21 protein-coding genes and 3 pseudogenes are annotated in these 26055 nt (G+C 33.1%); 9 read left to right on the top strand and 15 right to left on the bottom strand.

Annotated features, from left to right (window positions below):
* Nucleotides 1-27: 27 nt before the first annotated feature.
* The 4 genes from AAG068_RS29135 to AAG068_RS29120 form a co-directional block, all read right to left on the bottom strand.
* Nucleotides 28-1107: a sensor histidine kinase gene (locus tag AAG068_RS29135; protein WP_342720005.1), complete on the bottom strand. Its 1080-nt coding sequence runs from the start codon at nt 1105-1107 to the stop codon at nt 28-30.
* The gene (locus tag AAG068_RS29130; RefSeq protein WP_120461404.1) at nt 1104-1817 is read right to left on the bottom strand and encodes a response regulator transcription factor; all 714 of its coding nucleotides are present in this window, start codon (nt 1815-1817) and stop codon (nt 1104-1106) included. The genes AAG068_RS29135 and AAG068_RS29130 overlap by 4 nt, the downstream gene beginning before the upstream one ends.
* 351 nt (nt 1818-2168) lie before the next feature.
* Complete coding sequence (locus AAG068_RS29125) at nt 2169-4385, bottom strand: binary toxin-like calcium binding domain-containing protein (protein WP_342720004.1); 2217 nt, start codon at nt 4383-4385, stop codon at nt 2169-2171.
* Between the two features lie 599 nt (nt 4386-4984).
* The gene (locus tag AAG068_RS29120) at nt 4985-5338 is read right to left on the bottom strand and encodes a hypothetical protein (protein WP_342720003.1); all 354 of its coding nucleotides are present in this window, start codon (nt 5336-5338) and stop codon (nt 4985-4987) included.
* 450 nt (nt 5339-5788) lie between these two features.
* Between AAG068_RS29120 and AAG068_RS29115 the strand changes: the two genes are divergently transcribed.
* A complete protein-coding gene (locus AAG068_RS29115; RefSeq protein WP_342720002.1) occupies nt 5789-6340 on the top strand; it encodes a hypothetical protein in 552 nt (183 codons plus the stop codon).
* 287 nt (nt 6341-6627) lie between these two features.
* Here AAG068_RS29115 and AAG068_RS29110 read toward each other — a convergent pair whose 3' ends face one another.
* The 6 genes from AAG068_RS29110 to AAG068_RS29085 all read right to left on the bottom strand — a co-directional run bounded on the left by AAG068_RS29110 (nt 6628) and on the right by AAG068_RS29085 (nt 11820).
* The gene (locus tag AAG068_RS29110; RefSeq protein ID WP_342720001.1) at nt 6628-6879 is read right to left on the bottom strand and encodes a hypothetical protein; all 252 of its coding nucleotides are present in this window, start codon (nt 6877-6879) and stop codon (nt 6628-6630) included.
* 269 nt (nt 6880-7148) lie between these two features.
* Entirely contained in the window at nt 7149-8564 is a 1416-nt protein-coding gene (locus AAG068_RS29105; protein ID WP_342720000.1) for a homocitrate synthase/isopropylmalate synthase family protein, read from the bottom strand.
* Nucleotides 8564-9625 (bottom strand): alpha/beta hydrolase, encoded by a 1062-nt coding sequence (locus AAG068_RS29100; protein WP_342719999.1) that lies wholly within the window; start codon nt 9623-9625, stop codon nt 8564-8566. The genes AAG068_RS29105 and AAG068_RS29100 overlap by 1 nt, the downstream gene beginning before the upstream one ends.
* Nucleotides 9626-9639: 14 nt before the next feature.
* Entirely contained in the window at nt 9640-10077 is a 438-nt protein-coding gene (locus AAG068_RS29095; RefSeq protein WP_342719998.1) for a DUF441 family protein, read from the bottom strand.
* 14 nt (nt 10078-10091) lie between these two features.
* Nucleotides 10092-10985, bottom strand: coding sequence for a HesA/MoeB/ThiF family protein (locus tag AAG068_RS29090; RefSeq protein ID WP_428846012.1), 894 nt, complete (start codon nt 10983-10985; stop codon nt 10092-10094).
* Nucleotides 10972-11820, bottom strand: a complete 849-nt coding sequence (locus tag AAG068_RS29085; RefSeq protein ID WP_342719996.1) for a HesA/MoeB/ThiF family protein — start codon at nt 11818-11820, stop codon at nt 10972-10974. The genes AAG068_RS29090 and AAG068_RS29085 overlap by 14 nt, the downstream gene beginning before the upstream one ends.
* Nucleotides 11821-12382: 562 nt before the next feature.
* On the opposite strand from AAG068_RS29085, the gene AAG068_RS29080 reads away from it, so the two are divergent.
* The 5 genes from AAG068_RS29080 (at nt 12383) to AAG068_RS29060 (ending at nt 18137) form a co-directional block, all read left to right on the top strand.
* A complete protein-coding gene (locus AAG068_RS29080; protein ID WP_342720103.1) occupies nt 12383-12955 on the top strand; it encodes an exosporium leader peptide-containing protein in 573 nt (190 codons plus the stop codon).
* Between the two features lie 251 nt (nt 12956-13206).
* A complete protein-coding gene (locus AAG068_RS29075) occupies nt 13207-14652 on the top strand; it encodes an IS4 family transposase (RefSeq protein WP_342719995.1) in 1446 nt (481 codons plus the stop codon).
* A gap of 471 nt (nt 14653-15123) precedes the next feature.
* Complete coding sequence (locus tag AAG068_RS29070; RefSeq protein ID WP_342719994.1) at nt 15124-15552, top strand: hypothetical protein; 429 nt, start codon at nt 15124-15126, stop codon at nt 15550-15552.
* A gap of 144 nt (nt 15553-15696) precedes the next feature.
* Nucleotides 15697-16632: a nucleoside hydrolase gene (locus tag AAG068_RS29065; RefSeq protein WP_342719993.1), complete on the top strand. Its 936-nt coding sequence runs from the start codon at nt 15697-15699 to the stop codon at nt 16630-16632.
* A gap of 335 nt (nt 16633-16967) precedes the next feature.
* Entirely contained in the window at nt 16968-18137 is a 1170-nt protein-coding gene (locus AAG068_RS29060; RefSeq protein ID WP_342719992.1) for a hypothetical protein, read from the top strand.
* 205 nt (nt 18138-18342) lie between these two features.
* Here AAG068_RS29060 and AAG068_RS29055 read toward each other — a convergent pair.
* Nucleotides 18343-18645, bottom strand: a pseudogene (locus tag AAG068_RS29055) (M4 family metallopeptidase); the annotation flags it as partial.
* Between the two features lie 528 nt (nt 18646-19173).
* Nucleotides 19174-19554 (bottom strand): hypothetical protein, encoded by a 381-nt coding sequence (locus AAG068_RS29050; RefSeq protein WP_342719991.1) that lies wholly within the window; start codon nt 19552-19554, stop codon nt 19174-19176.
* Between the two features lie 133 nt (nt 19555-19687).
* Between AAG068_RS29050 and bclF the strand changes: the two are divergent.
* Both bclF and AAG068_RS29040 read left to right on the top strand, forming a co-directional pair.
* Nucleotides 19688-20542, top strand: a pseudogene (gene bclF / locus AAG068_RS29045) (exosporium-associated protein BclF); the annotation flags it as partial.
* Nucleotides 20543-20676: 134 nt separating this feature from the next.
* Nucleotides 20677-22025, top strand: a protein-coding gene (locus AAG068_RS29040) for an IS3 family transposase (RefSeq protein WP_342719990.1) whose coding sequence is annotated in 2 segments (ribosomal slippage) — nt 20677-21118 and nt 21118-22025 — 1350 coding nt in all. Because the reading frame shifts where the segments join, the coding sequence is not laid out codon by codon here.
* Nucleotides 22026-22350: 325 nt separating this feature from the next.
* Here AAG068_RS29040 and AAG068_RS29035 read toward each other — a convergent pair.
* Nucleotides 22351-22538, bottom strand: a pseudogene (locus AAG068_RS29035) (hypothetical protein).
* Nucleotides 22539-22637: 99 nt separating this feature from the next.
* Here AAG068_RS29035 and AAG068_RS29030 point away from each other — a divergent pair.
* Nucleotides 22638-22769, top strand: coding sequence for a hypothetical protein (locus tag AAG068_RS29030; RefSeq protein ID WP_342719989.1), 132 nt, complete (start codon nt 22638-22640; stop codon nt 22767-22769).
* A 1214-nt stretch (nt 22770-23983) separates the two neighbouring features.
* On the opposite strand, the gene AAG068_RS29025 is transcribed toward AAG068_RS29030, so the two are convergent.
* Nucleotides 23984-24682, bottom strand: coding sequence for a YrrS family protein (locus AAG068_RS29025; RefSeq protein ID WP_342719988.1), 699 nt, complete (start codon nt 24680-24682; stop codon nt 23984-23986).
* 237 nt (nt 24683-24919) lie between these two features.
* Nucleotides 24920-25315, bottom strand: coding sequence for a sodium:proton symporter (locus AAG068_RS29020; protein WP_342719987.1), 396 nt, complete (start codon nt 25313-25315; stop codon nt 24920-24922).
* Nucleotides 25316-26055: the final 740 nt, after the last annotated feature.

Genomic DNA, 26055 nt, shown 5'->3' with positions numbered 1-26055 from the left:
AGGTCTTTCATTTTTCTAACGTAAATGTTACAAAAGTCTTTCAGCCGCCTTATTTTTTTCGGATGTGATGGGAAGATTGAACCAAAATTCACTTCCCTGCTTACCATCTGCGCGATTCCTTACACCAATATCCCCTTTGTGCATTTCTATCAATGATTTTGCTATAGCTAATCCAAGACCGGAACCTCCAGATTGCGAACTTCTTGATCGATCTGTTCTAAAAAAACGTTCAAATACGCGTAACTGATCATTGGGAGAAATCCCCATCCCTTCATCCCGCAAAGTGAATTGGACCTGTTGAGTTTTTTTATTTTCTTCTACAGTCAATTCAATTGTTCCAGAGTTAGGAGAATAGCGAATTGCATTATGTAATAAATTGCCTATGACCCTTTCTATTTTACATGGCATAATTAAAAGTCGAGGTAATGTATCTGGAACAACCAATTGCACATGAATTTCTTTGTCTTCTAACAAGACAGAATGTGATTCTAATACATCTAATAGCACTTTATCTAAATGTGTGAAACTTGGGTGAAAATCTACTTGCTCAAATTCTAACTTTGAAAGATCAAATAAGTCGTTAATTAATCCACTTAATCTTTCTATTTCTTTTAAAATCGTCGCTAAGTATTGCTTTTTCATTTCAGCATCTTCAATCAGGTTATCCTGTAATGCTTCTATCATCATTTGCATGCTAGCCATAGGTGTTCGTAAGTCGTGTGAGATATTGGTAATTAGCTCCTTACGAGAGTTTTCCTGTTCCTCTAACTTAGTAAACCCTTCTTCTAGTTTTTTTGCCATCTTTTGAAAGGCTGTTGCTAATTCTTTAAACTCACGTGGTTCTTGGCCAATTATATACATTGTTTCAAAGTGTCTATCACTAAATTGTTTCGTCAATTTTATTAAATTTTGTATAGATCTCATGATAGGGCGTGTCATTAACCAATAAATAAACGTTGAAATAATGAATGCCACAAATGCAATTACTGTTAATAACCGCGTTTGTTCCGGTTCAAGTAACATTTTCGTCTCACTATACCATATAGCAATTACCATAATACTGGTACTTAATAAATTCATGAGTAACAATTGAATACGTAATCTCACGTTTCATTTCCTCCATTCGGCTCAAAGCGATATCCTATACCCCAAACCGTATGAATCCAGCGATTCTTTATCGTATGCTTCTCAAGTTTTTCACGTAAACGGCTCACTAGCACGGTAACCGTGTTTGATGCTCCTTCATGTCCAAAATCCCAAATTAGTTCAAGAAGCTGTGAGCGAGAAAATACTTGTTTTGGATGCTTTGCCATGAGATAAAGTACCTCAAACTCTTTTACCGTTAACTCCACTTCCTTATTACAAACAAGTACACATCTTGTCTTTGGATATATTTTCAAATCTGGAAATTCTATCACTTCCGATAGAGATTCTTTTATTTGTATTGGTACTTGGCTTCCTCTTCTTAGTATAATTTGGACCCTTAATACTAATTCACGAGGGGAAAATGGCTTTGTTAAATAATCATCCGCCCCCATTGTTAAGCCTAAAATTCGATCCCTTTCTTCTCCCTTAGCAGTTAACATAATAATAGGGACGTTTGATTGTTGACGAATTTCCTCGCATAATTCCCATCCATCTTTTTTTGGCATCATCAAATCTAATATAATTAAATCTGGTTGATATGTAAGAAATAAATCCCAACCTTCTTTACCATTTACAGCAGTATATACTTCATATTCTTCTCTTTCTAAATACCGTTTGCATACTTCTCGAATATTTTCTTCATCTTCTACGATTAAAATTCTTTTCTTCATATACTATCCTCACTTTTTTTCACCAATAACAAAAAAATTTATTTTTTCTATTCTCCAATAAATATATATAAACTGATTGTATCAACAAATAAAATTTCCTCATTTCGACATCCAAACAAATAAAAATTCAGAATACGATTTATGTAATCCAGATAGTAATCTTAACATTTGATTACTTATATGCCTAGATAAGCATTTAAAATAGTAGTGTCTAAATCATATAAATTAAAAGGAATGAGTCCGATTCAACATCAAACTCATTCCCTATTAGTAGTCTAAATTTTTGTATCTAACTTTTCATATTCAGTTCATTACCGTTTTTTTCAATCTTAGCAACAGAACTGTTATATATTACTGAGCTCTTGATAGATTCCATGCTATAGTATCCGTCCCGTTTTCTCCATTACCATATTTCATATAATCAATTAAATATCCTACCTTTAACTTGTTACCATTAGATAGTATGTTCCATTGCTTATGGTGTCCAGTAAAGTTCTTTGGGTATGCATGATTAAATTTAAAAGTACTTGCGTTTTGTTTTTGATCTAAATGGATATAACTATCTTGAAGTTTCAAATAAGCATAATCTGAATAAATAGGATTCTGAAATTTAATTAATACCTCTTCACCCTTTTTAATTGGTTTTCCGGGTTTAGGTTGACCTACTCTTTCAATAATTACATTCACTTTTTCATCACTAGATTGCTCAGCCCATAGATACTCCCATTTATTCCCGGCGTGATGACTTCCCCAATAAGCTGTATTTCCATATGAAGCTATAGTATAAGGAATTCCTTCAGTAACAAATTCACCTGAATTATCTACTACATAATCTTCAAATTCTTTATTAGCTTTAATTTCGGTATCAATCTTTTGTGTAGGTGTTAGATTGTGTGCATCATTGATTTCAAATTTAACTTTTCTGTGCGCAGCAATTTCAGATTTAATAGGGTGTATATTTTCTCTAGATTCATATGTAAATCCATTCTCACGTTTAACTAGTGTTACTGTTTGTGAAGGCGCATTCCATTTCTTACTATAAGTAGTAGGGATCTCTTTACTCACTCCAAATAAACCAGGTAAGATTGATGCCCTAATCTTTTGCGTAACAGGATCATAACTACCTTCCACTAATGTTGGCTGCTGTAGTTTTGCAAAAGCACCGTGTACAGAGTCTTTATGTAAATAACCGCGATCTCCCTGCCCCGCTTTTAAATCATTCAATGCAACAGTGCCATTATTAGCTGAAACCACTGATACGTTATTCGTACTTTTAGCTTTGTTTACAATATGATTTATCTTATTCGTATCTATATTTACATGTTGAAAAACTTCGTTATAGGATAAAACTGGCTTATCAGCAAGGGATTTGTCTTTAGGAGTATACACCCTAAACTTTGGTATATTTCCTATATCTGTTTCTAATTGTTCAGTAGCTGCATTTACTCTAGATTCATATCTCCCTGAATCCCCTAAATGCATAATTTCTTCACCTTTTTCAATGGATAAATCCATTGTACTTGTAGGTAGAACCTCAATCGAAAGAAGTTCCCCTTGTTCAACAGCTTTCAATTCATCCAGTGATAAGACAATATTTGCATCTGCCTGTCCCTCTAAACTGTCAATTACTACTTCTGTTTTATTCCTTCCGCCTTTTTCTGTACTTAAATAGTTTGCCTTATAACGATCTTGTGTTGCCTTTACAGTATTAATAATTTTGTTTCCTAAACGAATATTAAAATGAGGCGAAACATTTTCAGCAGATGCTGTGCCTACATTCTTATATTCCAGATGTACCCGTAATTTTGCAGCATTCGCCGTATCTACAGTTGTTGCGGTAGACCAGTCAAAATTATTTGTATAACTCTCCGTTTCAGTAGTTGTTTTTGAATATCCGTATCCCACGTTTACTGAAACACTTCCGGAAGGAACAGGACCAGCTGCTGACCCTTCTACACCACCTGAACCACTTAATCCTACATTAAATGAATGTTGTGTAGATACGCTTTTTTCCCATCCTCTGCTAACTGATCCACCATTAGTATCCGTAATGTTTGCAATAGGAATTACTTCAATTCGTTTGACACCTATTTGTAAATTTGGCATATTCGCAACTATTGGATTGAAATTAGTATCAGAATCGTTGTTATAATTCTCAACCTCATACATATCAGTAAAAGGATCACCATCCGTATTTGCATTCATAGGATTCGATATAAATTTTGGTTTCCCTTTATCCTTCTCAGGATCCCATGCTTTCGCTTCATTTTTTCCAGTTTGTGAATTGAATTCAATTTTATAACCATTAATCTCTAAGTCGTTAGAAATACCATCTTTGTCCCAATCATTGTTTGCCATTTCAATGTTTTGTGTAATGAGCGAACCTATCTCCCCATCAGATCCGAGCGTGAAATTCTTATCTTCTTTTTTTGCATTTGCATTCTCTTTGAATATTTCAACTGTACCTCCTGGATTCGGTTGTTTTACATCCGCTAAAGCAGGGGATGCTAAAGTCAGTGCCATTGATACACTACCTAATACACTAAGTGTTGGCTTCAATTTTTTCACTGTTATTTTTCCTCCTTGGTTTCTAGGTCAATTAGAATACCTACTAGTAAGATTAATTTCATCATATATAACAACCCTTTCATTTCTCTCTCATAATTGTTAAAAAAGTCTCTCATAAATATTACAAAACACTTACAGAGATTTTATAGACTATAAAACCTGTATATGAAACATCAAAAAAGCAGCTAGCCAAAGCTAACTGCTCGCTAACATTAAATTTAGTTTTTAGATGTGTCCTTATCTCGAGAATCTTCTAAAGATTTTACAATAGCAGAAATCTTTTGTTGCTCATTACCAGAGACATGTCAATCTTAGGTTTCGAATATTCTTCTGAGAAATCAATCTGAGTATTGAAAACATCAATATTCTTTTCTGCTTTAGGTTACCAATAGTTGTTTGTTTAACTGTTTTTAGTCTTTGACCGAGCTTCTTTACTAAATTCAATTGGTGTTCCGTAATCAAAAATTGCATATACATAAGCACTCACTATTAGTAACATAGCATTTCCTATTACAGATAGGGGACACTAATTTTTCACCGGAACCATAATTATTTCTATTACCTTTATTTAAGCTTTTCTATTTTTGAGATGGCTTATTTTAATTCTTTACAGACATCTTCATTGTGTTCCTTAAATAATCTATTATGTAATACAGGCAAAAATGTCTTATCACTAATCTTACATCCGGAAATAATTTAGCTAATTCTGTTCCCCAGTATCTTCTTCCTTCATGTTTATCTTGTAAAGTTCTAATTAAGTGTGGAGCTATCTCCTCATTATTAAACCCACATAATACACCTGTTCCATGATCATATACACTATAACAATCATCTAAACTAAAGGTAATCATAATAGACTCTATATAACTTGGATGTGGATTCTTTCCAAAATATATAATTACATTTGCGTATTCATCTATGATTTCTTCAGTTAAATCCTCGTCATCCAGCATAGGAGAGTATTTTTTAATTATCTAAATGGGCTCTGTTCTCGATTCATAATTTTCATCTCTAATTTATTGTATACCCTATTCATGTGAAGATAACATATCATTATCAATAGAATTTACGTTATGGAGAAATTATGATTCTTTAGTTTGATGGCGTTAGGGCACGGCAACATCGCCATCAAACTAAAGAAAATGAGATACCCCCAAACCAACGAAATCAAGCAATAAGCATTAGCGAACCTTCAAAACAATACCGAATGTTTTATCTAAAAGAATATGAGACACCTATATCATACATATTTCAGATAAACGTCTGCGAAATCTTTTCGAGAGCTATTCTTATTGTTCACAATAAATTACATTGACAAATATCATTATATTACATATAGTACTATTTGATAATTATTTTAATATTGATAGATTTAATCCATTGGCACGAGGAGGATATATAAAATGCGTGCATTCAAACGAAATTCCATTAAACTCTCCATTTCAGGTATAGTTATTTTTTTAGTATTAGGGGGACTAGGACTTTTCCTCATCAATAAGGGCTTTATTTCAATTTTCCAAGATAAAGTTTATAAACAAACTGATAAAAATCCAATCCATTTTGAAGAAATTGATACATTTTTATTTACTACACATATACCAGAGGGGCATGAAGCAATTTGGAACCAACTACAACAATATGAAGAGCAAAAAGATTTACGAATCAGCATGGCAAACTTAGTAGATATAAAATCCCAACAAACAAGGGAGTTAACCACGAAAAAATACAGTCCTTTCTTCCATGTATCAAATTATTCGGAAAGTAAGGTACCTATAAAGGTAACATTATATAAAAATCATGAAGTCAAGTATGAAAAGACATTGCAACCAGGTGATATGTTTGAAAGAAACGAACAACTAGGTCGAGGTAAATATAGCTTAAAACTAGAATGTATAGGTCAAGATTATTGCAAAGCTAAAGGAGCTATAACTACTGGAGATATTAATTGGGATTAGGAAAAAACTAAGGAATACTTTCTCATTTTGAAAGTATTCCTTTTTATATAAGTTTCATCTAACTCCCAAGATAATATTCTTTTTGAACTGTTTCTCTTTAGAGTATAACATTTGTGATTCTCTCTACTCCTTTTTTTCAAGAGTGTAAATTCATTTACAAAATTTCGCAACAGACCCTAAGAAATTACGGATTTTTTAGAGAAAGCTTGGCAGTTTTCACAACTCATTTACTACTGATATAAAGGTCAATTTTGTACCAGAGCCTTTTTAAGTATTTTTTACAATAATTAAAGGTTAATTTTATTTAGAAGTGCTACCTTATTAGTTGTAAATAATAAGTAATCTAATTTCTTTGTTCGAATAAGGATATGTTCTGAATGCTGAAAGCATTTTCCGATATTCACCACTTTGGTAGTGTCTGCAATTTTATTATTATCTTTATAAACTTTAAGTATGTCCTCTAAGGGAATAATCACCATTGCACTTTGCCATATAATAGTCATTGTTTCTTTTGATTTTATAATTTCAATTTCTTTCATATTACTATTAACTCCCTAATACATTTAAGTTTGTTTATATAATATAAAATAAATATTAAGAACATAAACCCTCCAATTTCATTTAAATATTCTCAGCCATTTTGTAAATATAAGCATTTATGATAAAAGAGGATTAATTAAATTTGTACTCGTTTATTTTGAGATAGGACACTATAGGGACGAGGCAACGATTCCTTCTTTTTAATACCTTTCAAAAAAACAAATAGGATCCAAAAAATCTATTGAATCCCATCTGTTTCTAATCTTTGTTAATATATATATAATTTCGACAAATCTTCTTCTAATAAGCTTGAATTATAGTTAGGGGCTAGTACAATGTTTGTGTATGTTCCTACACCTGCAAGGTACTTGTATTTATGTTTGAAACCAGATGGAATAAAAACAGATGCAGGGCTCTCAATGATTTGCACGTCTCCCTCGATTTCCACTTCACATATAAGCCCTCTCCCATCTAAATTATTACCCCAAAAAATAAAAGCGCTGTCACAATGATGTGCATGATAATCCACATGACCTTCCAAGTTTTCCTCCATATGCTGATTACAGAATATACGTTGTATTACATAAAATGAAGCACGTTCATCTGTTCTATAATCCATTTGTACCCATCGTTCTCCTGGTCCATCTCTATGATACAAAAGCTCAGATGCCCCTTTTACAAATGGTTTACTAACACGTAAATTCTTTGTAAGGCGAGGGCCTTTTCTTTCTACCCGTTTTTGTTGGATTTTCCTCATTCTCCCTATCATTTCAGGTTGAATTCCTTCATATGCTAAAACATTATGATTCACGGCTTTTACGTGATAAGGTGCTGTATGTGTAAAAACATTTTTTCCAATGATTGGTCTCCAATGATCAACTTTACAACCTGTAGCTAATTGAAGAGATTGTGTTAATTCTGGAATCATTTTCAATTGAAAGTATTGATTATATTTTTGTGATAACAGAACAGATAAATTTAGTAAATCAACAATCCCAGCCCGTTCACCTATCCCGCATAAAGTGGCATCAATGACAGAAGCCCCAGCATCAATAGCAGCAAGAGCGTTGGCTATTGCTAGTCCTAAATCATTATGAAGATGGACTTCAATTTCACAAGGAAATGTTTCTACTGCTTTCTTGACTATATTTGCACACTCATTAGGTTCCCAAATCCCCACAGTGTCTGCCAAACTAATTCGATTCGCTCCAGCTTCATATGCAATTTGTCCAAGGTAAGCAATATCTTCCCAGGTAGTTCTGGAAGCATCTTCAATTGTAAATCTGGTTTTCATTCCTAAAGAGTTAGCTTCTTCAATCGCTTGCTTCACTTGGCTTACCACATAATCTTTTGATCGATTAGTATACTTTGTTTGCAAAGAAATTTGATTAATAGACGCCCAAATTCCTACCCAATCGGCACCAGCTCGATAAGCAGCATGAACTTCTTCTTTTTTTGCTCGAGCATGCATTAAAATATCAGCATGTTGTGCGGAGGCAGCAACCTCTTGGCAGATCTCCTCTTCTTCACGAGAAACCCCAGGATGTCCAACCTCAATTAAGGTAATTCCAAAATCCTCCAACATCTGAAGCAGGTTAATTTTATCTTCTTTTGAAAAACGGACGCCACATTGTTGTTCACCTTCGCGTAAAGTGGCATCTAATATTGTTATATTCTGGCCCATTACTCTTTTCCTTCTTTCATTTCTATAAAGTTCAATACTTGTTCAAATAGTATAGGATGATTTTTTTCATAAACAGCCCAGTGCGTGGCATCAGGAATCACAACTTCCTTTTTGTGTTTGGCACCTGTTAATTTTGACAACATATTTCTATCGGCAAATAAATCATCTTCTCCATAAATAACCAGCACAGGAGAAGTAATCTGAGATGCATCATATAAAGGACGGTTATTCCAAATAGAATATAAATCTTCAAGAGGCCCCATCGGTCGACGAATTACGCCATTATTTTTCTCGCTAATTGGATCTGAGTGAAGAAATACTTCTTTTACAGAATCCATAGCTTTATTTGAAACAATTTTTTTCTCGCCCATCATCATATGCCAGTGATGCATTCCTTTATCAAAGTCTACAGCTTGGTAAGAGGGTGCATGAGGATTAAATTCTCCTCGCTGTAACGGATTGTCAAAGGGCTCAGTCATCATTGGAAGCGTAAATCTATGCATATATCCATATAAAACAAGTGTATTAACATCATTAGAATGTGATATTGCATAATTTCCAGCTACCACTCCCCCATATGACCAGCCAACAAGATGAATTTTTTTTACATTCCTTTTACTTTTAATCCAATTCACAACCGTTTCTAAATCTTTTGTTGCATCGTCCAAATGAATGATTGGTTTATTCTGGTTTGGCGGTTCTGACATTTCTTTCGGTCTTGAAGATTGCCCAAATCCTCTAAAATCCATTGCCCACGTGTCATATCCTTTTTTAGCATACGCATCCATCCATGAGTATTTTGATACATCAAAAGCTTCTGCAGTAGGGACGCTAAACGGTTCTAAAAACAAAATGATTTCGTCAGATGTATACCGTTTTTTTGTATTAATACTTTTATGAAGTAGAAATAATGTTTCGTCTTCTTGTGAGATGCTATATTCTTCTTTTGCTATTTTAGATACTTTGCTTTTCTTTGAAACCTCTTGGTAATTAGAACAACCAGGCAGTAAAAGAATAAAAAATACTCCTATTAAACTTATATATTTCCAATTTTTCTTCATATTTAAAGTCCCTTTCATTTCATAGAAATGATGGCTATAATTCCAGCTGCAATAATTAATCCAGCTGGTAACCCCTTTGTAAACAATACGGCGATCAGAGTACCAATTAAAATGCCTAATAATATAGTAGGATTCATAGGTAGAACCCCTACCCCTTTTCCTCCTATAAACGACACCATAAAACCTGCTAAAATTGCCCCCCAACCAATAGGAGAGGTAATACATTTTATTATATTTTCAATGGTAATCTTCCCAGATGTGATGGGTGCTAAAAGAAATAACATGAGAAAGAAAATTCCAATCGGAAAAGCATATTGTTGAATATAATGCAATATTACTTTTTGCCCAATAGCCAGCAACACACCTAGTAAACTTGCTGCACTAGCTAATGCATAATCTTTAACAACCAAAGCGAGTATAAAAATAATTCCTAGCAGTATAAAAGAAACCATATATTTTACCTCTTCTATAAAGTTGTATAATTCCAACTGCCGTTTTCAGGTTCACATACCTGTACCATATTTGGATCTGAGAGATTAATTTGTATAATATTTGGACTGGTTATAGGTTGTAAATCTTCTCGATCTACAATAAACTTGAATGCTTCAAAGCTTGCTAGAATCCCAACAATATTTGCAACAGGAGATAGTACAGCCCATGGGCAATCTTTTTTCACATAGCTATTCGCCCACTGTTCATCTGCACCATGTTTGATAGAATATAGAGCACGTCCATCTTTTAAACTATGAATTCTATTTTGTATTTCAGGCGTTAGTTCTTGTTGATACGACGGATATCCTAATGCAATTTCATAAGGTACAGATTCAGGTGTTAATGTCATTACCCCACCTCTAAAAGGAGGAGTAACAGCAATCCAGATAGAAGGAATTCCTAAAGTTTGAGCCATACGGTGAATAATAACTCTTGCGACCAAATTATCAGTAGCATCTATAATGATATCTGTATTTGCTAGCAGATCTTTTGCGTTATTTTCTGTAACAAACTCTTGTGTGATCTTTACTTGTAGTAAAGGATTAATGTCTTTTAAGGTTTTTAGAGCCACAAGTGCCTTTGACTTCCCTAAATTACTTATAGAGCTAAGCATTTGTCGATTAATATTACTCGCTTCAAAAACATCCTGATCAATCACATGAAGATTTCCTATTCCCATTCGTGCCAGCTGGATAAGTGTAATCCCCCCTACTCCTCCAGCACCCACTACAGTAACACGAGCATTCTTTAATTTCTTCTGTTCTTCTGTAGAAATTACACCAATATTTCGTGTAAAGCTCTCTTCATATATATTTTGGTTATTTAAATTTTCAGTGAACAAATTTGCTTCCCCCTTATAATGTTGCATAATCCCAACCGTTTTCTGGTGCGTCTTTTACCTGAACAGGAGTGAGACTATCTACATCTATAACTATGCCCTTTGGTGCTCTAGCTAAAGGTTCACGACCTGTTAGCACTTGAATTGCTTCATGAAAACTAAAAAGTGATAAAAGATGAGCACGCATAGGGGTGATAATCCATCCTACTTTTCCATCGCAAAAATCTTGTGCCCAATCTTCTGGTGCTCCTTTTTCGACTGAATACCATGCTCTTTTTTTCTTGACATCAGCAATTTGTTGCCTTAGTTTAGGGTCTGTTAATTTTGAACCTACAATCGACACATTCAATGCCTCCTCATAAGGAATTCCAGTTGGATAGAATGTAGAAACAAATCCTCTTGTAGGTGGGCTACCTGACATCCCTACACTCGGTATACCTAATTCCCTAGCTGTTCTATGTATAATTACCCTGGAAGGCATATCATCTACAGCTTCTACCACAATATCGTGTCCTTTTATTAGTTCCGTTACATTATCTTCATCTACTTTTACTTGTAAGAAGTTTGTTGAAATATAAGGATGTATATCTTTTACTACCTGTTCTGCAACTTTTGCTTTTGGTGTTCCCACCACACTAGAAAGGGCTAACATTTGTCTGTTTATATTAGATATTTCAAATTCATCTGGATCGACCCCTGTAATATGCCCAATTCCCATCCTAGAAAAGAGGATTGCTTCGTAACCTCCTACTCCCCCTAACCCAAAGATAATTACTCTTTTGTTCCTAAGACATCCTTGTTCCGCTTTTGAATAGACACCAATATTCTTTTTTACCATTTCCCAGTAATAGGAATCCATTTCCATTTCAAAACCTCCTGTATATGTAATAATTATTTTGAAAAAGACTAGCTATATAAAATAATCATTACATATAACAATAAGATTGAAATATGTTACTTTTGTGAGTTATCTGTAAAAAAAAATAAAATTTTCAAGTTATTTATCTTTTGGGTTCTGATGCTGAAGGTAAAAAACTTTGAATCTCTTGAGCAAATAGTTGTAATTCGTCATACACAGAAACAGACATAAAAAACGCCATCCTTTCCTATGATTCTACAGAAAGAATAGCGCATTTTTTCTACTTAGGGCTATTAAAATCACTTAATTTGATAGGCATGTTGTGAAATCCCCACAAGAACAGGCTTCATTAAAACTCTATATACCTCTTTCGAATGGGTGCACTCTTTACGTCAGAACTAAATTTACTATTAATACACAAATACTATCATTGAATCACCACAAAACACACAATAGTAACGATATAGCATATTATATGGTGATAAATAAATTTTATGAAGGGTAATTGTATATATTCCTACAATAAAGTATATCTGTAGGAGGTAGTTACATGTTTGATAAAAACTAAATACTTCAAGCTAATGCATTTAATTCAAATTTAATTGGCCCTACACTTCCACCAATTCCACCATTTACTCTACCAACAGGAGCAACTGAAGGTTGCCTTTGTGATTGCTGTGTTTTACCTATGCAGAATGTTTTACAACAACTTATTAGGGAAACAGTGCTTCTTGGCACTATTGCAGATGCACCAAACGCTCCACCACTTTTCTTTTTATTTACTATTACTTCCGTAAATGATTTTTTAGTTACAGTTACAGATGGTTCCACATCCTTTGTAGTCAATATTTCTGATGTAACAGGGGTAGGTTTTTTCCCGCCGGGACCATCTATAACATTACTTCCACCTGTAGACTTAGGATGCGAATGTGATTGTCGCGAACGACCAATTAGGGAATTACTAGATACGCTTATTGGTTCTACAGTGAATCTTTTAGCAAATACTGGTTCTACTGCAGTAGATTTTAACGTGGAACAAACAGGTCTTGGTATAGTTCTAGGTACTTTACCTATAAATCCAACTACAATCGTTAGGTTTGCTATTTCAACCTGCAAAGTTACAGCTGTAAACATTCTCTAAAATTTAGAGATGCATAATAAAAAATAGTATCAAATGCCCATCAATCCAACATTTTGAAGTACCCCCAAAACAAAAAAAGTACATTTTCACCTGAGGATGCCATTTTTTTCGTTTTGGGGTATTTGCTTTTCTTAGCTTGATAGCGATGGGGTGCTACCCCACATCCATCAACTTAAGGATTTTGACTATTCTTGAAATTGAAAGTGCGTTACTATTTTCTTATATTAATGAGAAAGGGTGACGTGCTTTTTATGAATATGCATCAAAAACAAGAATTGTCTTTATTTGCCGAAGAGTTGTATAGATATATGTCTCCCGCTACACTTAATCGATTAGCTATAGAAGCTGGCGGAATGAAACGAAAACGTAAGTGCCATGGGCACCATTTTCTATCTTTGTGTGTATGGTTAAATCAACAAATCGCTACTACCTCTCTTACTCAACTTTGTAGTCAATTAGAAACCTCAACAGGGGTTTTGTTAAGTCCAGAGGGACTTAATCGACGCTTTAACTCAGCTTCGGTAGCCTTCTTTCGAACTGTATTTACTACACTTCTACAAGCTAAGATTGGAGGGTTATCTAAGATTTCTCATTCTCTTTCTGCTTACTTTGAGCGCATTCGCATCCTTGATTCTACAACCTTTCAAGTTCCAGATCGATTCGCATCTACTTATCCTGGTGCCGGAGGATGTAGTCATAAAGCTGGTATAAAAATTCAATTAGAGTATGACTTGTTGAGCGGAGAATTTTCTGATGTGAAAATTGAACCAGGAAAACGAAGTGATCAGGCATATGGTGCAACTCGAACAGGCATGATACAAAAGAATGAACTATATATTCGTGACTTAGGATACTTTCGTTTACAGGACTTTCGTTTACAGGACTTTAAGTCTATCCAAGATAAGCAAGGATATTATTTATCACGTCTTAAATTACCAACTAAAATATATAGGAAAGAATTCGAAACAGTGGTATTTAAAACAAAACCTGCTCAATTGAGACCCGTATATATACAAATTCATTTAGAAGATATCATGAAACAATTACAACCTGGTCAAGTGTATGAGTTACATGATGTATATGTAGGGAGTAAAGGCAAGTTGCCTACTCGCATTGTGGTTTATAGGTGTACGGAGGAGCAAAAACAGAAACGCTTACGTGATCGAGCTATTCGCGAAAAGAAAAAAGGGATTACATATACAGAGCGTACGAAACTCTTACAAGGAATTACGGTATATATGACAAACATTCCTACGGAATGGGTGCCAAAAGAGAAAATCTATGATTTATATTCATTGCGTTGGCAAATTGAGCTGTTATTTAAAATATGGAAATCTTGGTTTCAAATTCATCGTTGTAAATCTATTAAACAAGAGCGACTAGAATGTCACCTTTATGGACAACTCATTAGTATCCTATTATGTTCTTCTACTATGTTTAAAATGAGAGAACTTCTGTTACGTAAGAAACAGAAAGAGCTAAGTGAATATAAAGCGATGTACATGATTAAAGATTATTTCTTACTTTTTTATCAAGCATTACATAAGAACACCCAAGAATTATCAAAGATTCTTCTTCGTCTGTTTAACCTCCTACAGCGAAACGGACGAAAATCCCACAGATATGAGAAAAAAACGGTCTTTGATATTTTGGGCGTTGTTTATGAGTATACCACTTCAATCCATCAGGTAGCATAGTTATAGTAAAAAAATTGAAACCCGTCAGGGTTTATTTGATATGCCTACTTTTATGATATCTATAAAAGATAATAAAAAACTACATGGAAAGATCAGTTTTTATATAAACATATAGTTTAAGTTGATGGATGTGGGGTGCTACCCCATCGCCATCAAGCTAAGGTTTTAAAGTATCCCCTAAATGAAAATTTTCTTTCTCTACAGTTAGTTATTTTGAGAAGTCAGCTCATTTTTACAGGGAGATGCCAATTTTCTCATTTTGGGGTATTTGCTTTTCTTAGGTTGATGGCGATGTGGCGAGATCCCATTGCCATCTAGCTAAGATTTCATAGTACTCCCAAAACGAAAATTTGTGCTAACTTGTAAGTAAAAAGCTCATTTTTTCGTTTTGGAGTATTCGCTTTTCTTGGTTTAATGGTGATAAATTGGTGCCCATAAATCTAAACTAACCATTACATCCAAAAAATCCAAATGAATGGAATAAAAAACACTAACACGTTTAACATTATTCCGATTTTTGCCCAAATATTTTTATTTTCTATATATGATAAAACAGCTAGGATAAATCCAATCGCACAAAAAAATGTTGTTGAAAAAATCGAAGCTCCAAATAATGCAGTTAATATGATTCTGTATTTAACATTAATAAAACATATCATTAATAAAATTGGTATTAAAATTGATATGCTTATATTTAAGCTACTTTTTTTCATCATAATATCCCTTTCTAAAATAGCATATGAAGAGAGCACAAATCGAAGGTTCTTTATAGGGTTACGGCCAGCAATTCGGAAAAACCCCACAAGTGAAATAAGTAATAAAAAGTCAATTTTATTTCTAAATAAACTAGGTTTTTCTAAACAAACATGTCTATTATCACATGCTATTACATTAATATAAACATTTAAATGAAGACGGAAAATCCCACAATAACCATCTTAAACAATTTTTTAAATATAAATCATAAATATATGCTCTTCTTACATATATAATACAGAGCTTGTCTTATTAAATATTAAGTTATGTAAGAAGGGAGAATCCCCCTTGAAAAAAGTATTATTATTTGGAGACCCAGGTATAGATGATTCTTTGGCAATTATATACGGTTTATTGCATCCTGAAATTGAGATTGTTGGAATTGTTACAAGTTACGGAAATGTTACAAAAGAACAAACGACTCGAAATGCTGTTTACTTATTACAATTAGCTAGAAGAACAGATATCCCAGTTATAAGTGGTGCCTCTTTACCATTTTTTAATGGTTTCACTGCTTATTATCCAGAAATACATGGTGCAGAAGGACTTGGACCTATCCAACCACCAGAAAGTGTAGCATCAATTCCTATTCATAATTTCAGTCTAATTCTATCAATTGTTGAAAAATATAAGGAAGAATTAACAATTGTTGATGTAGGTAGATCAACTTCTCTTGCAATCGCTTTAAACCTTTGGAAAGAAACAATGCAAAGCATAAAAGAAATATACATAATGTCCGGGGTATTTCTTCAACCAGGAAACGTCTCAACTGTAGCTGAAGCAAATGCATATGGTGATCCAGTTTCAACCCAGTTTGTAATTAATCAATCTAAAAATTTAATAATAATTCCTTTAAATGTAACAAATTCAGCTATTTTACTTCCAAATGAAGCAGAATATATTGCAGAACACACTACTACCCCATTTAAATCATTAATTAAACCAATTTATGATTATTATTTTAGTGCCTACAAAAAATTAAACCCTAGTATAAAAGGCGCTCCTTTACATGATGTTGTTGCGATGAGTGCAATTGTCAATCCAGATTTTCTTCAATACATGTATCGAAAAGTAAAGATTGATTTAGAATCTTTAAGGGGACAGACTGTCGCAGATTTTCGACCAGGTGCAAAAGCTGAGGGAGCTAGAATTGGATTGAAATTAAATCAAAAACAGTTTATTAAGAATTTCATGGAAATTATGATAAATAGAGGAACAAATTAGAAAATGATTTTATCCATTTGTATGTAAACCATTATGACATAATAAATTTTCTTTAAATGGTATACAATATATCTAAAAGGAGTATGTATGCATTTTTTTGTAGGATTTTTAAGATACTTAGTACTTACAATTGGGTGGATTTTTTTATTAATGATGTGGTATGCAATATTCTTTTTGTAAAAATCCTACTATTTCATTCATACTATTCAAGAATCCTAAGGGACACAAAATGTGTCTCATTTTTTATGCACAACTAATTAGCTACCATTCCAAAAGAAGTTGTTATGGTTGAACGGAATTTCAATCAATTTCTTGATATAAAGGAGTGAGATTAAATGAGTATACATGAAGTTTTGATATCTAGAGGTAACACAGCTGTAGTAATGAAATCAGGAAATGATTCAACGGCTTTCATTGGTGGGAATCCTTTTAAAACAATTAATGGCGCCATAACAGCAATTAATACAATAGGTGCCACTGGAATAACGATTTTTGTGTTTCCTGGAATTTATGATGAGACAGTAGTCATTCCAAATGGAAATTCATTAAGAGGGATTAGCTTGTTAACTGTAACGATTCGTCAACAGAATGTAACCTCGAATACAACTGTATTAACAATGGGTGAAAATACAAGGGTTGAAGATATTACTGTACTACTAACTTCAGTTAATCATGTCAATTTAACAGGAGTTGCTTTTCCAGGCACTACATCATTAACGGCTAGATTACGAAACGCAGTTGTAACAGTAGATAATTCAACTGCATCAACAAGCGAAACTTCCATTGTTTATGGTATTCATTCTTTTGGAACAGGAACCCCTGATGAAAGTATAAGTACTGTAAGAGCTTCCACAATAACGACTAGATCAGTTGGTCTTGGCAATAAAAGAACATTATTAGTTAACACGAATCCACATAACTTTCATTGTCGTGATATTAATTTAATTACTACTAGTGCAGGTGGATCTGGATCATATATTGGTGCAGAAGTTAATCGGGCTGGTGCACAATTAAGTTTACGTTTAGCATCTATTCAAGGTCCTACTGCGGATATATCTCAAACCGCTGGAACTATGGTTTTAAGTTCAACAAATCTTCAAAACTCAAATGCTAACAATTTTGGTTTTTCTACAATTTCACAGCCTACATTCCTTGTTTGGGCAGATCCTGGTAGTTTACCAAATAGTGCAACTCGTTTTTATCGACCTGGGACAGCTGCCGTTTCAACTACAGAAGTCTTTCTACGATTAGGCCAAAAAGCAGTAATAAAATCTTTAGCAATTCAAGCCTTAACTGGACCTGGGGGTACAAACACGGTCACTTTGACAATTCGAAAAAATGGTGTAGATACACCTCTTACTGTTTCGCTAACTGGTAATCAAACTTCCAATGTAAATAATGATATTTCAGTGACATTTCTAGCAGGGGATCGTATTTCACTAAAAGTAACTACAGGAGGCGCAAGTGCTACAACGGATACTGTAGCTCAAGTTGAAATTTTTTAATATACAAGGAAACGCAGAAAAAAATTGTTGTTGTAAAATTGTACTTTTCCTATCTTAAACAGGGGAAGAAAAGTGTGAACAATATATTTATCGAGTTATGAGGTTTACATTCTCATTTAACGAATATTTTATAAGTTTATAATGTCGTAGCGAAAACCATTCTTGAATACTCAGTAAAAAAAGACCTGACGTCTTATATCAGGTCTTATTCTATACCAACTGCATCATAAGCCTTCGCTACAGCTTGTACTTCTTTTGAATTTTTACCATATAAATCTTCTGCGGATTGAAGTGCAGCTTGGCGCATCATTTTAAAATCAGATTTTGCCGTTAAATATTTTGTAAGAGCACGATAGTAAATTTTTTCTGTAGCTTCGCGCCCTACGCCATTTACTTCCACACCGTAATGCCAGCCACCTTCCGACAATAAATATGCTGCTTTATTATTGATACTACTGTTAATATGAACACCGCCATTATCATATGGTCCAGGATAATATTTTCTATATTAACAATGTTTTTATGATCAATTCGTGTTAGTGTCTATTAATTGATTATGGCTATTATTGAAGATGGTATATCAGCGATAATTTATGTCTATTTCGTATAAGTGTTAGCAAGTTCGTTTGCAAACTTGTTAGCACTTTTTTATTTCTTCTATTATACTTATTTTTTGTAATGCAAAGTAAATTTCATATAACACTGGTACCCTTTTACTATTCATGCCAATTTTCTGTATACAATCTAATATCAATTATGTAATTTTTACTCGTACTTCCTGTTCCTGCAATACGTTTCCATAAACATTTAAATCCTTTCTTACATTACTGCTTATAAAATCAAAAGGCGTACTTCCAATAGCGGAAGTAATAGTTCGACCAGCGAAATAATCTAAACATTTTGGACAGATATAAATTTGTATCACCACTTTCTTTTAAAATAAACCTTTCATTAAGTTCTATTCCCATATAACTCTTCCAATTCTGTTTATACTCTAACTGTACCTTGAAGTTACATACCACTTATATTAAAAGAATTATTTTATATAGACTACTATAAGCATCCATAAAGCCAAAGCACCAATGCTAGCGAGCACTATACGTGTAGATAGTACCCTTACTTCAAAGTCTGTTTTCTTGGAGGGTTCTGGATATGCAATTATGTAAATTCCCTTTAATAATGCAAGCCATGCAATAACCGTTAGGAATCCCTGCCAGTTGAATACCCATACATTATGTAGAATTACAGTGCCTAATCCTAGGAAAATCGATAGAAAACCATACATAATACCAAATCCTCTGTCTTCAAACACTAATTTTTTCAAGTCACGTAGCACCGATGGACGGACGAAAAGTATTCCCGATACGATAACCGTCATCCATCCCCAGAACAGCCCTAAAAAAGTACTAGTTTCCATTATTATTTCACTCCCCTCAATTATATTTATATTTCAAATATTCCTTTCTTCAGAACAATTCCAGCACTTTTATGTGTAGATTAAAGTCTGCTCTTTTTTAATACAAACATTCCGTATTCAATGCCCATACTTAATCACCCCATTTCCGGACCCTTTAAATCTAACTAAACGTTATGCTATCTCTATTGGACCTGGCAACTATATCGAACCATTAATTCATTTAAAAGCTAACGTTCAATTAGTAGGAACAAGTACTTTATTAACTAGATTACAAATTCCTTTCGATATAAATGATCCGTCTTGGTTTGATTTGAACTTTTCCCAGGATCCTAGATCTGGGTTTGTTAATCTGACATTACTAAGTGGGCCTCTTGATTTTAACTTTCAAACGGCGCAAAGTGTTTCAGGTAAATTATTTTTTGTTAGTGTTAATATCACCCCTACTCCTATATTCACAGCTTTATCGACTTCTGTGAATCAAGTGAATATCCGTGATTCAATGTTATCCGCTGGTTATACTCAAAATGGAATTAACATGGCGATGTTTGCTTCGTTCGTTTCTAGTGGCAATATTACTATTAATTCGCAAGCAACCACTGATACCCACGTCAATTTAGTTGGTGGAGGAATAAATGGTAATGTCATTATAAATGTACTACCTGGTCATATTCCAATTGACCCCTTAAATTTAACCAGCTTTGCTATTACAGAAAACATCTTCAATCCCAGCCCTAATTCAGGAAATTTATTTGTCAACGGCGCTAATAACGTTATTACAAGAGTTAGAGCGACAGTTGATTCATTACCTATTCGTTCTCGAATAAATCTTATAGGAACAAATACATCTTTAATTAGAGTTGATGATGCTTTCGATTTAGCTTATACACCTATTAATCCAGCAAACTGGGCTCCTCTTCCTCCTACAACAGTTCAGGAAGCTTTAGATAGAATTGCAGCATTGCTAGCAGTAACTATCGGTACGCCATAAACACCTTAGAAAGAACTCAAATCCTATTTTAATAAGAGCTAAATTGTATGACATGTGAAAGAAAAGTCTCTTCAAATCTTATGAAGTGCACCCCCATTGTTAGACACGGTTTAACAATGGGAGGTGCATTTTTTATGGCTAAATTTTCTTCAACAGAGAAAATCCAAGCAGTGAAACGATATTTAGATGGTACAGAAAGCGGAAAAACAATTGCTAAATCTATAGAAGTTACTCCTAGCTTACTTCGTGAGTGGATTAGACGATATGACTCTTCAGGTGAAAATGCTTTTGAAAAACGCTATACATCCTACTCTATCCAGTATAAACTAGACGTACTTAATTATATGAATGAACACGGGACATCTATCAGAGAAACAGCGGCACTTTTCAATATTCCGTCTTATGAAACACTCCGGAAATGGAAAATAGCTTATGAAACAGGAGGATTGGATTCCCTACATTCAAAGAAAAAGGGGCGTCCAACCATGAAAGATAAAAAAATAAAACCAGTAGTAGAGGGCTCAATAGAAGCACTACAAGCGGAAAATGAGCGTTTACGTATGGAAAATGCATATTTAAAAAAGTTGAATGCCTTAGTTCAAAACAAGAAACAATCACCAAACAAGACAAAGCCCAAGTAATCTATGAGTTAAGGCATGAATTTCCTGTCAAAGAGTTACTTCAACTCGCAAACATTCCACGTAGTACGTACTATTACTGGATCAAACGGTTCAATCGTCCTGATTCAAATGCGGAGGTAAAAGAACTGATTCAAGCTATTTATGATGAACATGGTGAGTGTTATGGGTATCGTCGTATTCGCGATGAACTGATGAATCGTGGGCACAAAGTGAATCATAAAAAGGTGTATCATCTTATGAAAGAATTAGGGTTAAAATGTCTGGTTCGTATAAAAAAATATCGCTCTTACAAAGGGACAGTTGGGAAAATTGCACCGAATATTTTAAATGGCAACTTCCAAGCTAAAAAACCAAATGAGAAGTGGGTTACAGATATTACGGAGTTTAAGTTATTTGGGGAGAATTTATACCTATCACCAATGTTAGATTTATTTAATGGTGAAATTATCACGTATACAATTGGTTCAAGACCGACCTATTCCCTTGTTTCAACGATGTTAGACCGAGCCTTTGAACGTGTAACAGATCAAGACAAACTCCTCATTCATTCTGATCAAGGGTGGCACTATCAAATGAAAAAATATCGTCATTCTCTTAAGAAATGTGGTATAACACAAAGTATGTCTCGCAAAGGAAATTGTTATGACAATGCCGTTATTGAAAATTTTTTAGGTATCATGAAATCCGAATTTCTGTATCGAAAAGAATTTGAAAGTATAGCACATTTCAAACAAGAATTAGCAAAGTACATAGACTACTATAATCATAAAAGAATTAAGGCAAAATTAAAGGGTATGAGCCCGATACAATACCGGACTCATACCCTAGAGGCTGCCTACTGAAACAACCTGTCTAACTTTCGGGGTCACTTCATTTTCTGAAGAGACTTTTACTTAAATAAAGTTTAATAAAAGCCGTGGGAGTTTAATGCCTACAACTTTGTAAAAGGATTTTGATTTACTATAAAAAATCCTCTAAAGGTTTATTCTTAAAATTTACTTTTAACTTGATGTTGATATGACATAACCTTAAATATTTCGAAATTTAAAAAGCTCCCTAATAATGTTAAAGGGGCTTTGCTCATACAAATGATCTGTATATCAAAGATGAATTGATTTACAGATCATTTGTATGATAATTTTTATAAATAATTGCTAAATAGTCAATTTACATAAATGCTTTTAGAAGTTCTTGAACTAATGGGATTGCTCCACCAATAAATTTTAAAACTGCCATTGCGATTTCCATATTATTTCCTCCTCTTTTGTTAGTACTGGAATGTGATTAATCTTTATGCCCTTATTATAGTAAGCGTTTACATATATAACAATACATTTCTTTATGCAATATTGCATATTTATACGTTTAGACAATATTTGACCTCTATTAGTCATCATTTAATGGTACCATAACGAGGTGAGAGTCTTTAAGGGCTCTCCTTAATAGGAGGAAATATGGAAAAAGCGCAAGATATTTACAGTAATCTAAAATTTAAGAGTTGGTTTAATCAAGTATTAGCTGTAGGAGGAATATTAGGATTCTGCTACTTGGTGTTATATGGTTTCTGTTTCTTAGTTGATATGTAAATATTATACAACTATACTAGTGGAGTCTTGCCTACAGAAGTAAGACTCTTTTATTGTACTCGGGATGAACAAACTACATACAATAGTTCGCAGGTTCTTCAGATTACTCTGTATGGTTCCTTGTTCCTCTATGTTCTAGAACCACTATCTCCTATCATTGGAAGTAAATAAACTTCTATTTAAAAATTTCCATTTATTTCAAAATACAATTGTATTGATAAAAAATGCTTTTTTACTAGACACATATTAAAAAGACAAGCATAAGTTGTATTACATTTTGGTACAACCTTTTTATCTTTAAAAAGGACTTAAATCTTATTAATAGATTTGAGTCTTTTTTTGCATACATATATATATGACAATATAAATATAATATATTAAAAACAATTTAAATGCAAGAATACTTGTAGGGGAACCGCCAGCACTTCGGAAAAAAACAAGCTAAGCCAAAAAATACAATAAGCTGCCCATATGGACAGCTTATTCACATAATTTTCTTTATTGGACGTACACTTAAGGTCATCTTTAACTTAATAGGAGTCTAATATCTCAAGTTTCTTAGCTAATACCCAACTATTTAGACCTAAAGATGCATAAATATTGTAATAAAAATAATTCCCGTTTATCAATGTTTCCTATAACTCTTTAATATCTTCATAGAATATAGGCCAACCTTGCGTTAACATATTTTTCATATATTACTTACTACAAATATAGACGGTATTATCCTTGTTGCAGTTTTAATTTTAATCAAGCCTATTGTAATTACACAGATTGAAATATCTATTCAATTTCAAAAATAGTACAGGGAATGTATATAAAAAAATCACTTGTCTTGGAAACAAGTGATCTTTTCATTAGATAAACTGCTACTTGCCAACAGCAGGTAATTGTTATCCTATTCATATGTTCAATAGATATTATAACACATTTTTTAGTTATATAGACGGAATAGTTTCTAATGAAATGAGGCCAAAAATATTTCAAAAGGTACCATTAATTATTTAGTATTTTAAAAATGCAATTTTGAATCTTTCGAAGCACTAAATCAGGTAGATTTTAATAAACTTCAAACTTTGTCAGCATCAGGATCTAACAATTGAGTCCTAGCAATTAATGCTGGTAACATAATAAAAAGAGTCCTGATTGAAACGAACTCTTTTATGAGTTTTTACAAGAGTAAACTTTTAAACACATAATTACATTTCTATTATTTATTTTACCACTTGTACAGATGCTGGTTTCCACCCCTGATTCTCTACCCAATCAATATCAACCTTATATTTTTTGTTACTTTGCTTATCTCGCACATTACCGTAGGCTTTATTATTACCATTATTCCCAATAAAATCGAAAATCAATTGGCTCTCTGGAACATCAACAGCATAAGAAATTGCTTTTTTCATCTCATTCCAATCTACTGTTCCTTCTTTAAATTTCATTTCAGGTTTAGCCCCTTGCTTTGTACCAATTGGCTTCCAAGAAGGATTAGTTTGAGAACCCTTTTCTTGAGATACCGATTTTTCTGCTTTTTGTTTCTCTTCTAACTGTGCTGCTTCTTTCTCTTCACGTTTCTTCTCTTCTAACTGTACCGCTTCTTTCTCTTCACGTTTCTTCTCTTCTAACTGTGCCGCTTCTTTCTCTTTACGTTTCTTCTCTTCTAACTGTGCCGCTTCTTTCTCTTTACGTTTCTTCTCTTCTAACTGTGCCGCTTCTTTCTCTTCACGTTTCTTCTCCTCTAACTGTGCTGCTTTCTTTTCTTGAGCAATTGCTTTCTTTGATGTATTAGAAGGGGTAAACAACTGGTATGTCACTATACCAACTGTCACTAAAATTAAAGTAAATGCAATATTAAAAATTGCCTTTTGACGACGATTCTGTTGTTTTTCTTGAAATCTGCTTACTTGTCCCATTCTTCAAACCTCCGTGTTTACTTTCTCCTCTACTCTTTATGTATTATCCCTATAATTCTTAATATTTTTATTAAATAATAGAAATAAACTACACTTTTCATACAGGATTTCATATCATAATAAAATTTTTGTTTTTTCAAGCATCTGACATATGTTATTCAAAATAGTTTAATACATTAAAAATTAATAAGTTTCTGCACTTAAGCAACCTTCAATTTTATTCAAAGTTGATTCCAATTACGTCCACTTTAGATCTCCTGTAGAAAGCTTTTTAACAATTAAACCTCTTCTTCCCTTATTTATAATTTTTAAATTAAATTTCCCTCTATAGTATAATAAAGATGTTTCATTTTCTAATGGGGTATGCCGTAAAATCAATAGGGATTTTATCTCTTTTACCTTCTTTTCAGAGTAAATTTCACCACTAGGAAATTCTATTATTCCTAATGTAATTTTTAATTCACTCTCATCAAAAGACCACTCCTTATTAAGTTCCCTTATCTTTTGTATAAAGCTTCTTTTGGTTTGTCCTATATAGAGCAATGTTACATTCTTAGCATATACTCTAGAAATTACAAATATCCCCTTCTTAGAAGCTTCTTCCCTATTATAAAAATCATTTATACTATACATTCCATACCATTTAATATGTACTGTTTCTATGAATCACACCTCATTTTCAGACAATATTATAATTTCTGAATGTTCAAATTATAATGAGTACATGGTCTTGATGACTTGAATTATAAATTGTGCTTTTCAATAATACATTTTATTATTACTAATTTCAATAATGAAGAAAAAATACAATATTATAGTTTAATTACAAAACTATATAAAAACAAAGTGATGTCGTACCAAATATTTTATTTTTTTCAATTTCAGACTATCGTGAACAAAAGTTAGAGAGTTATAGAATAAAATATAATGTGTATTTACATGCATTTCTTTTTAAAAGATGTTTTGAAGTTTGCAACTGAATTAAAAATATAGATTTTTATGACTCTTTCCGAGGGATATAGCAAAGTGGGATCTTTTATATGCACATTACTATATCAAACTAGATTTCGGTATAGTAATTTTTTGTATCTCATTGATTTTTTACCAAACACGTATAAAAATCAATAGTATGAAAATAAAAAAGAACCTGCAAACCTGCAGATTCTCCTGATAATGATTTATATAAGTAAGACTCGAAAATATAATACAATGATTCAAAAATAAGTTCAAGTAAATCAAAAGAACCCGCTGGAGTTCGGGTTCTTTCAGAAGTGATGATGTTTTCTCAGCTTCGCAAAGTGAGAAAATACAAGAATATAATACATCGAGATTTAGAGAATTTCAATAGTTAATAGATAAGGAATATTTTATTT

This window comes from Bacillus paramycoides (assembly GCF_038971285.1).
Lineage (GTDB): Bacteria > Bacillota > Bacilli > Bacillales > Bacillaceae_G > Bacillus_A.
The sequence above is the reverse complement of the archived record's forward strand: the minus strand, read 5'-3'. Positions and strand labels throughout refer to the sequence as shown.

What these genes read in the sequence shown, in the direction of transcription:
- AAG068_RS29070 (WP_342719994.1), top strand. Translation starts at nt 15,124, where the DNA reads ATGAATGGAATAAAAAACACTAACACGTTTAACATTATTCCGATTTTT.
- AAG068_RS29110 (WP_342720001.1), bottom strand. Translation starts at nt 6,879, where the DNA reads ATGAAAGAAATTGAAATTATAAAATCAAAAGAAACAATGACTATTATA.
- AAG068_RS29105 (WP_342720000.1), bottom strand. Translation starts at nt 8,564, where the DNA reads ATGGGCCAGAATATAACAATATTAGATGCCACTTTACGCGAAGGTGAA.
- AAG068_RS29100 (WP_342719999.1), bottom strand. Translation starts at nt 9,625, where the DNA reads ATGAAGAAAAATTGGAAATATATAAGTTTAATAGGAGTATTTTTTATT.
- AAG068_RS29075 (WP_342719995.1), top strand. Translation starts at nt 13,207, where the DNA reads ATGAATATGCATCAAAAACAAGAATTGTCTTTATTTGCCGAAGAGTTG.
- AAG068_RS29050 (WP_342719991.1), bottom strand. Translation starts at nt 19,554, where the DNA reads ATGGAAACTAGTACTTTTTTAGGGCTGTTCTGGGGATGGATGACGGTT.
- AAG068_RS29020 (WP_342719987.1), bottom strand. Translation starts at nt 25,315, where the DNA reads ATGTATAGTATAAATGATTTTTATAATAGGGAAGAAGCTTCTAAGAAG.
- AAG068_RS29085 (WP_342719996.1), bottom strand. Translation starts at nt 11,820, where the DNA reads ATGGAAATGGATTCCTATTACTGGGAAATGGTAAAAAAGAATATTGGT.
- AAG068_RS29120 (WP_342720003.1), bottom strand. Translation starts at nt 5,338, where the DNA reads ATGCTGGATGACGAGGATTTAACTGAAGAAATCATAGATGAATACGCA.
- AAG068_RS29095 (WP_342719998.1), bottom strand. Translation starts at nt 10,077, where the DNA reads ATGGTTTCTTTTATACTGCTAGGAATTATTTTTATACTCGCTTTGGTT.
- AAG068_RS29025 (WP_342719988.1), bottom strand. Translation starts at nt 24,682, where the DNA reads ATGGGACAAGTAAGCAGATTTCAAGAAAAACAACAGAATCGTCGTCAA.
- AAG068_RS29130 (WP_120461404.1), bottom strand. Translation starts at nt 1,817, where the DNA reads ATGAAGAAAAGAATTTTAATCGTAGAAGATGAAGAAAATATTCGAGAA.
- AAG068_RS29060 (WP_342719992.1), top strand. Translation starts at nt 16,968, where the DNA reads ATGAGTATACATGAAGTTTTGATATCTAGAGGTAACACAGCTGTAGTA.
- AAG068_RS29090 (WP_428846012.1), bottom strand. Translation starts at nt 10,985, where the DNA reads ATGCAACATTATAAGGGGGAAGCAAATTTGTTCACTGAAAATTTAAAT.
- AAG068_RS29030 (WP_342719989.1), top strand. Translation starts at nt 22,638, where the DNA reads ATGGAAAAAGCGCAAGATATTTACAGTAATCTAAAATTTAAGAGTTGG.
- AAG068_RS29115 (WP_342720002.1), top strand. Translation starts at nt 5,789, where the DNA reads ATGCGTGCATTCAAACGAAATTCCATTAAACTCTCCATTTCAGGTATA.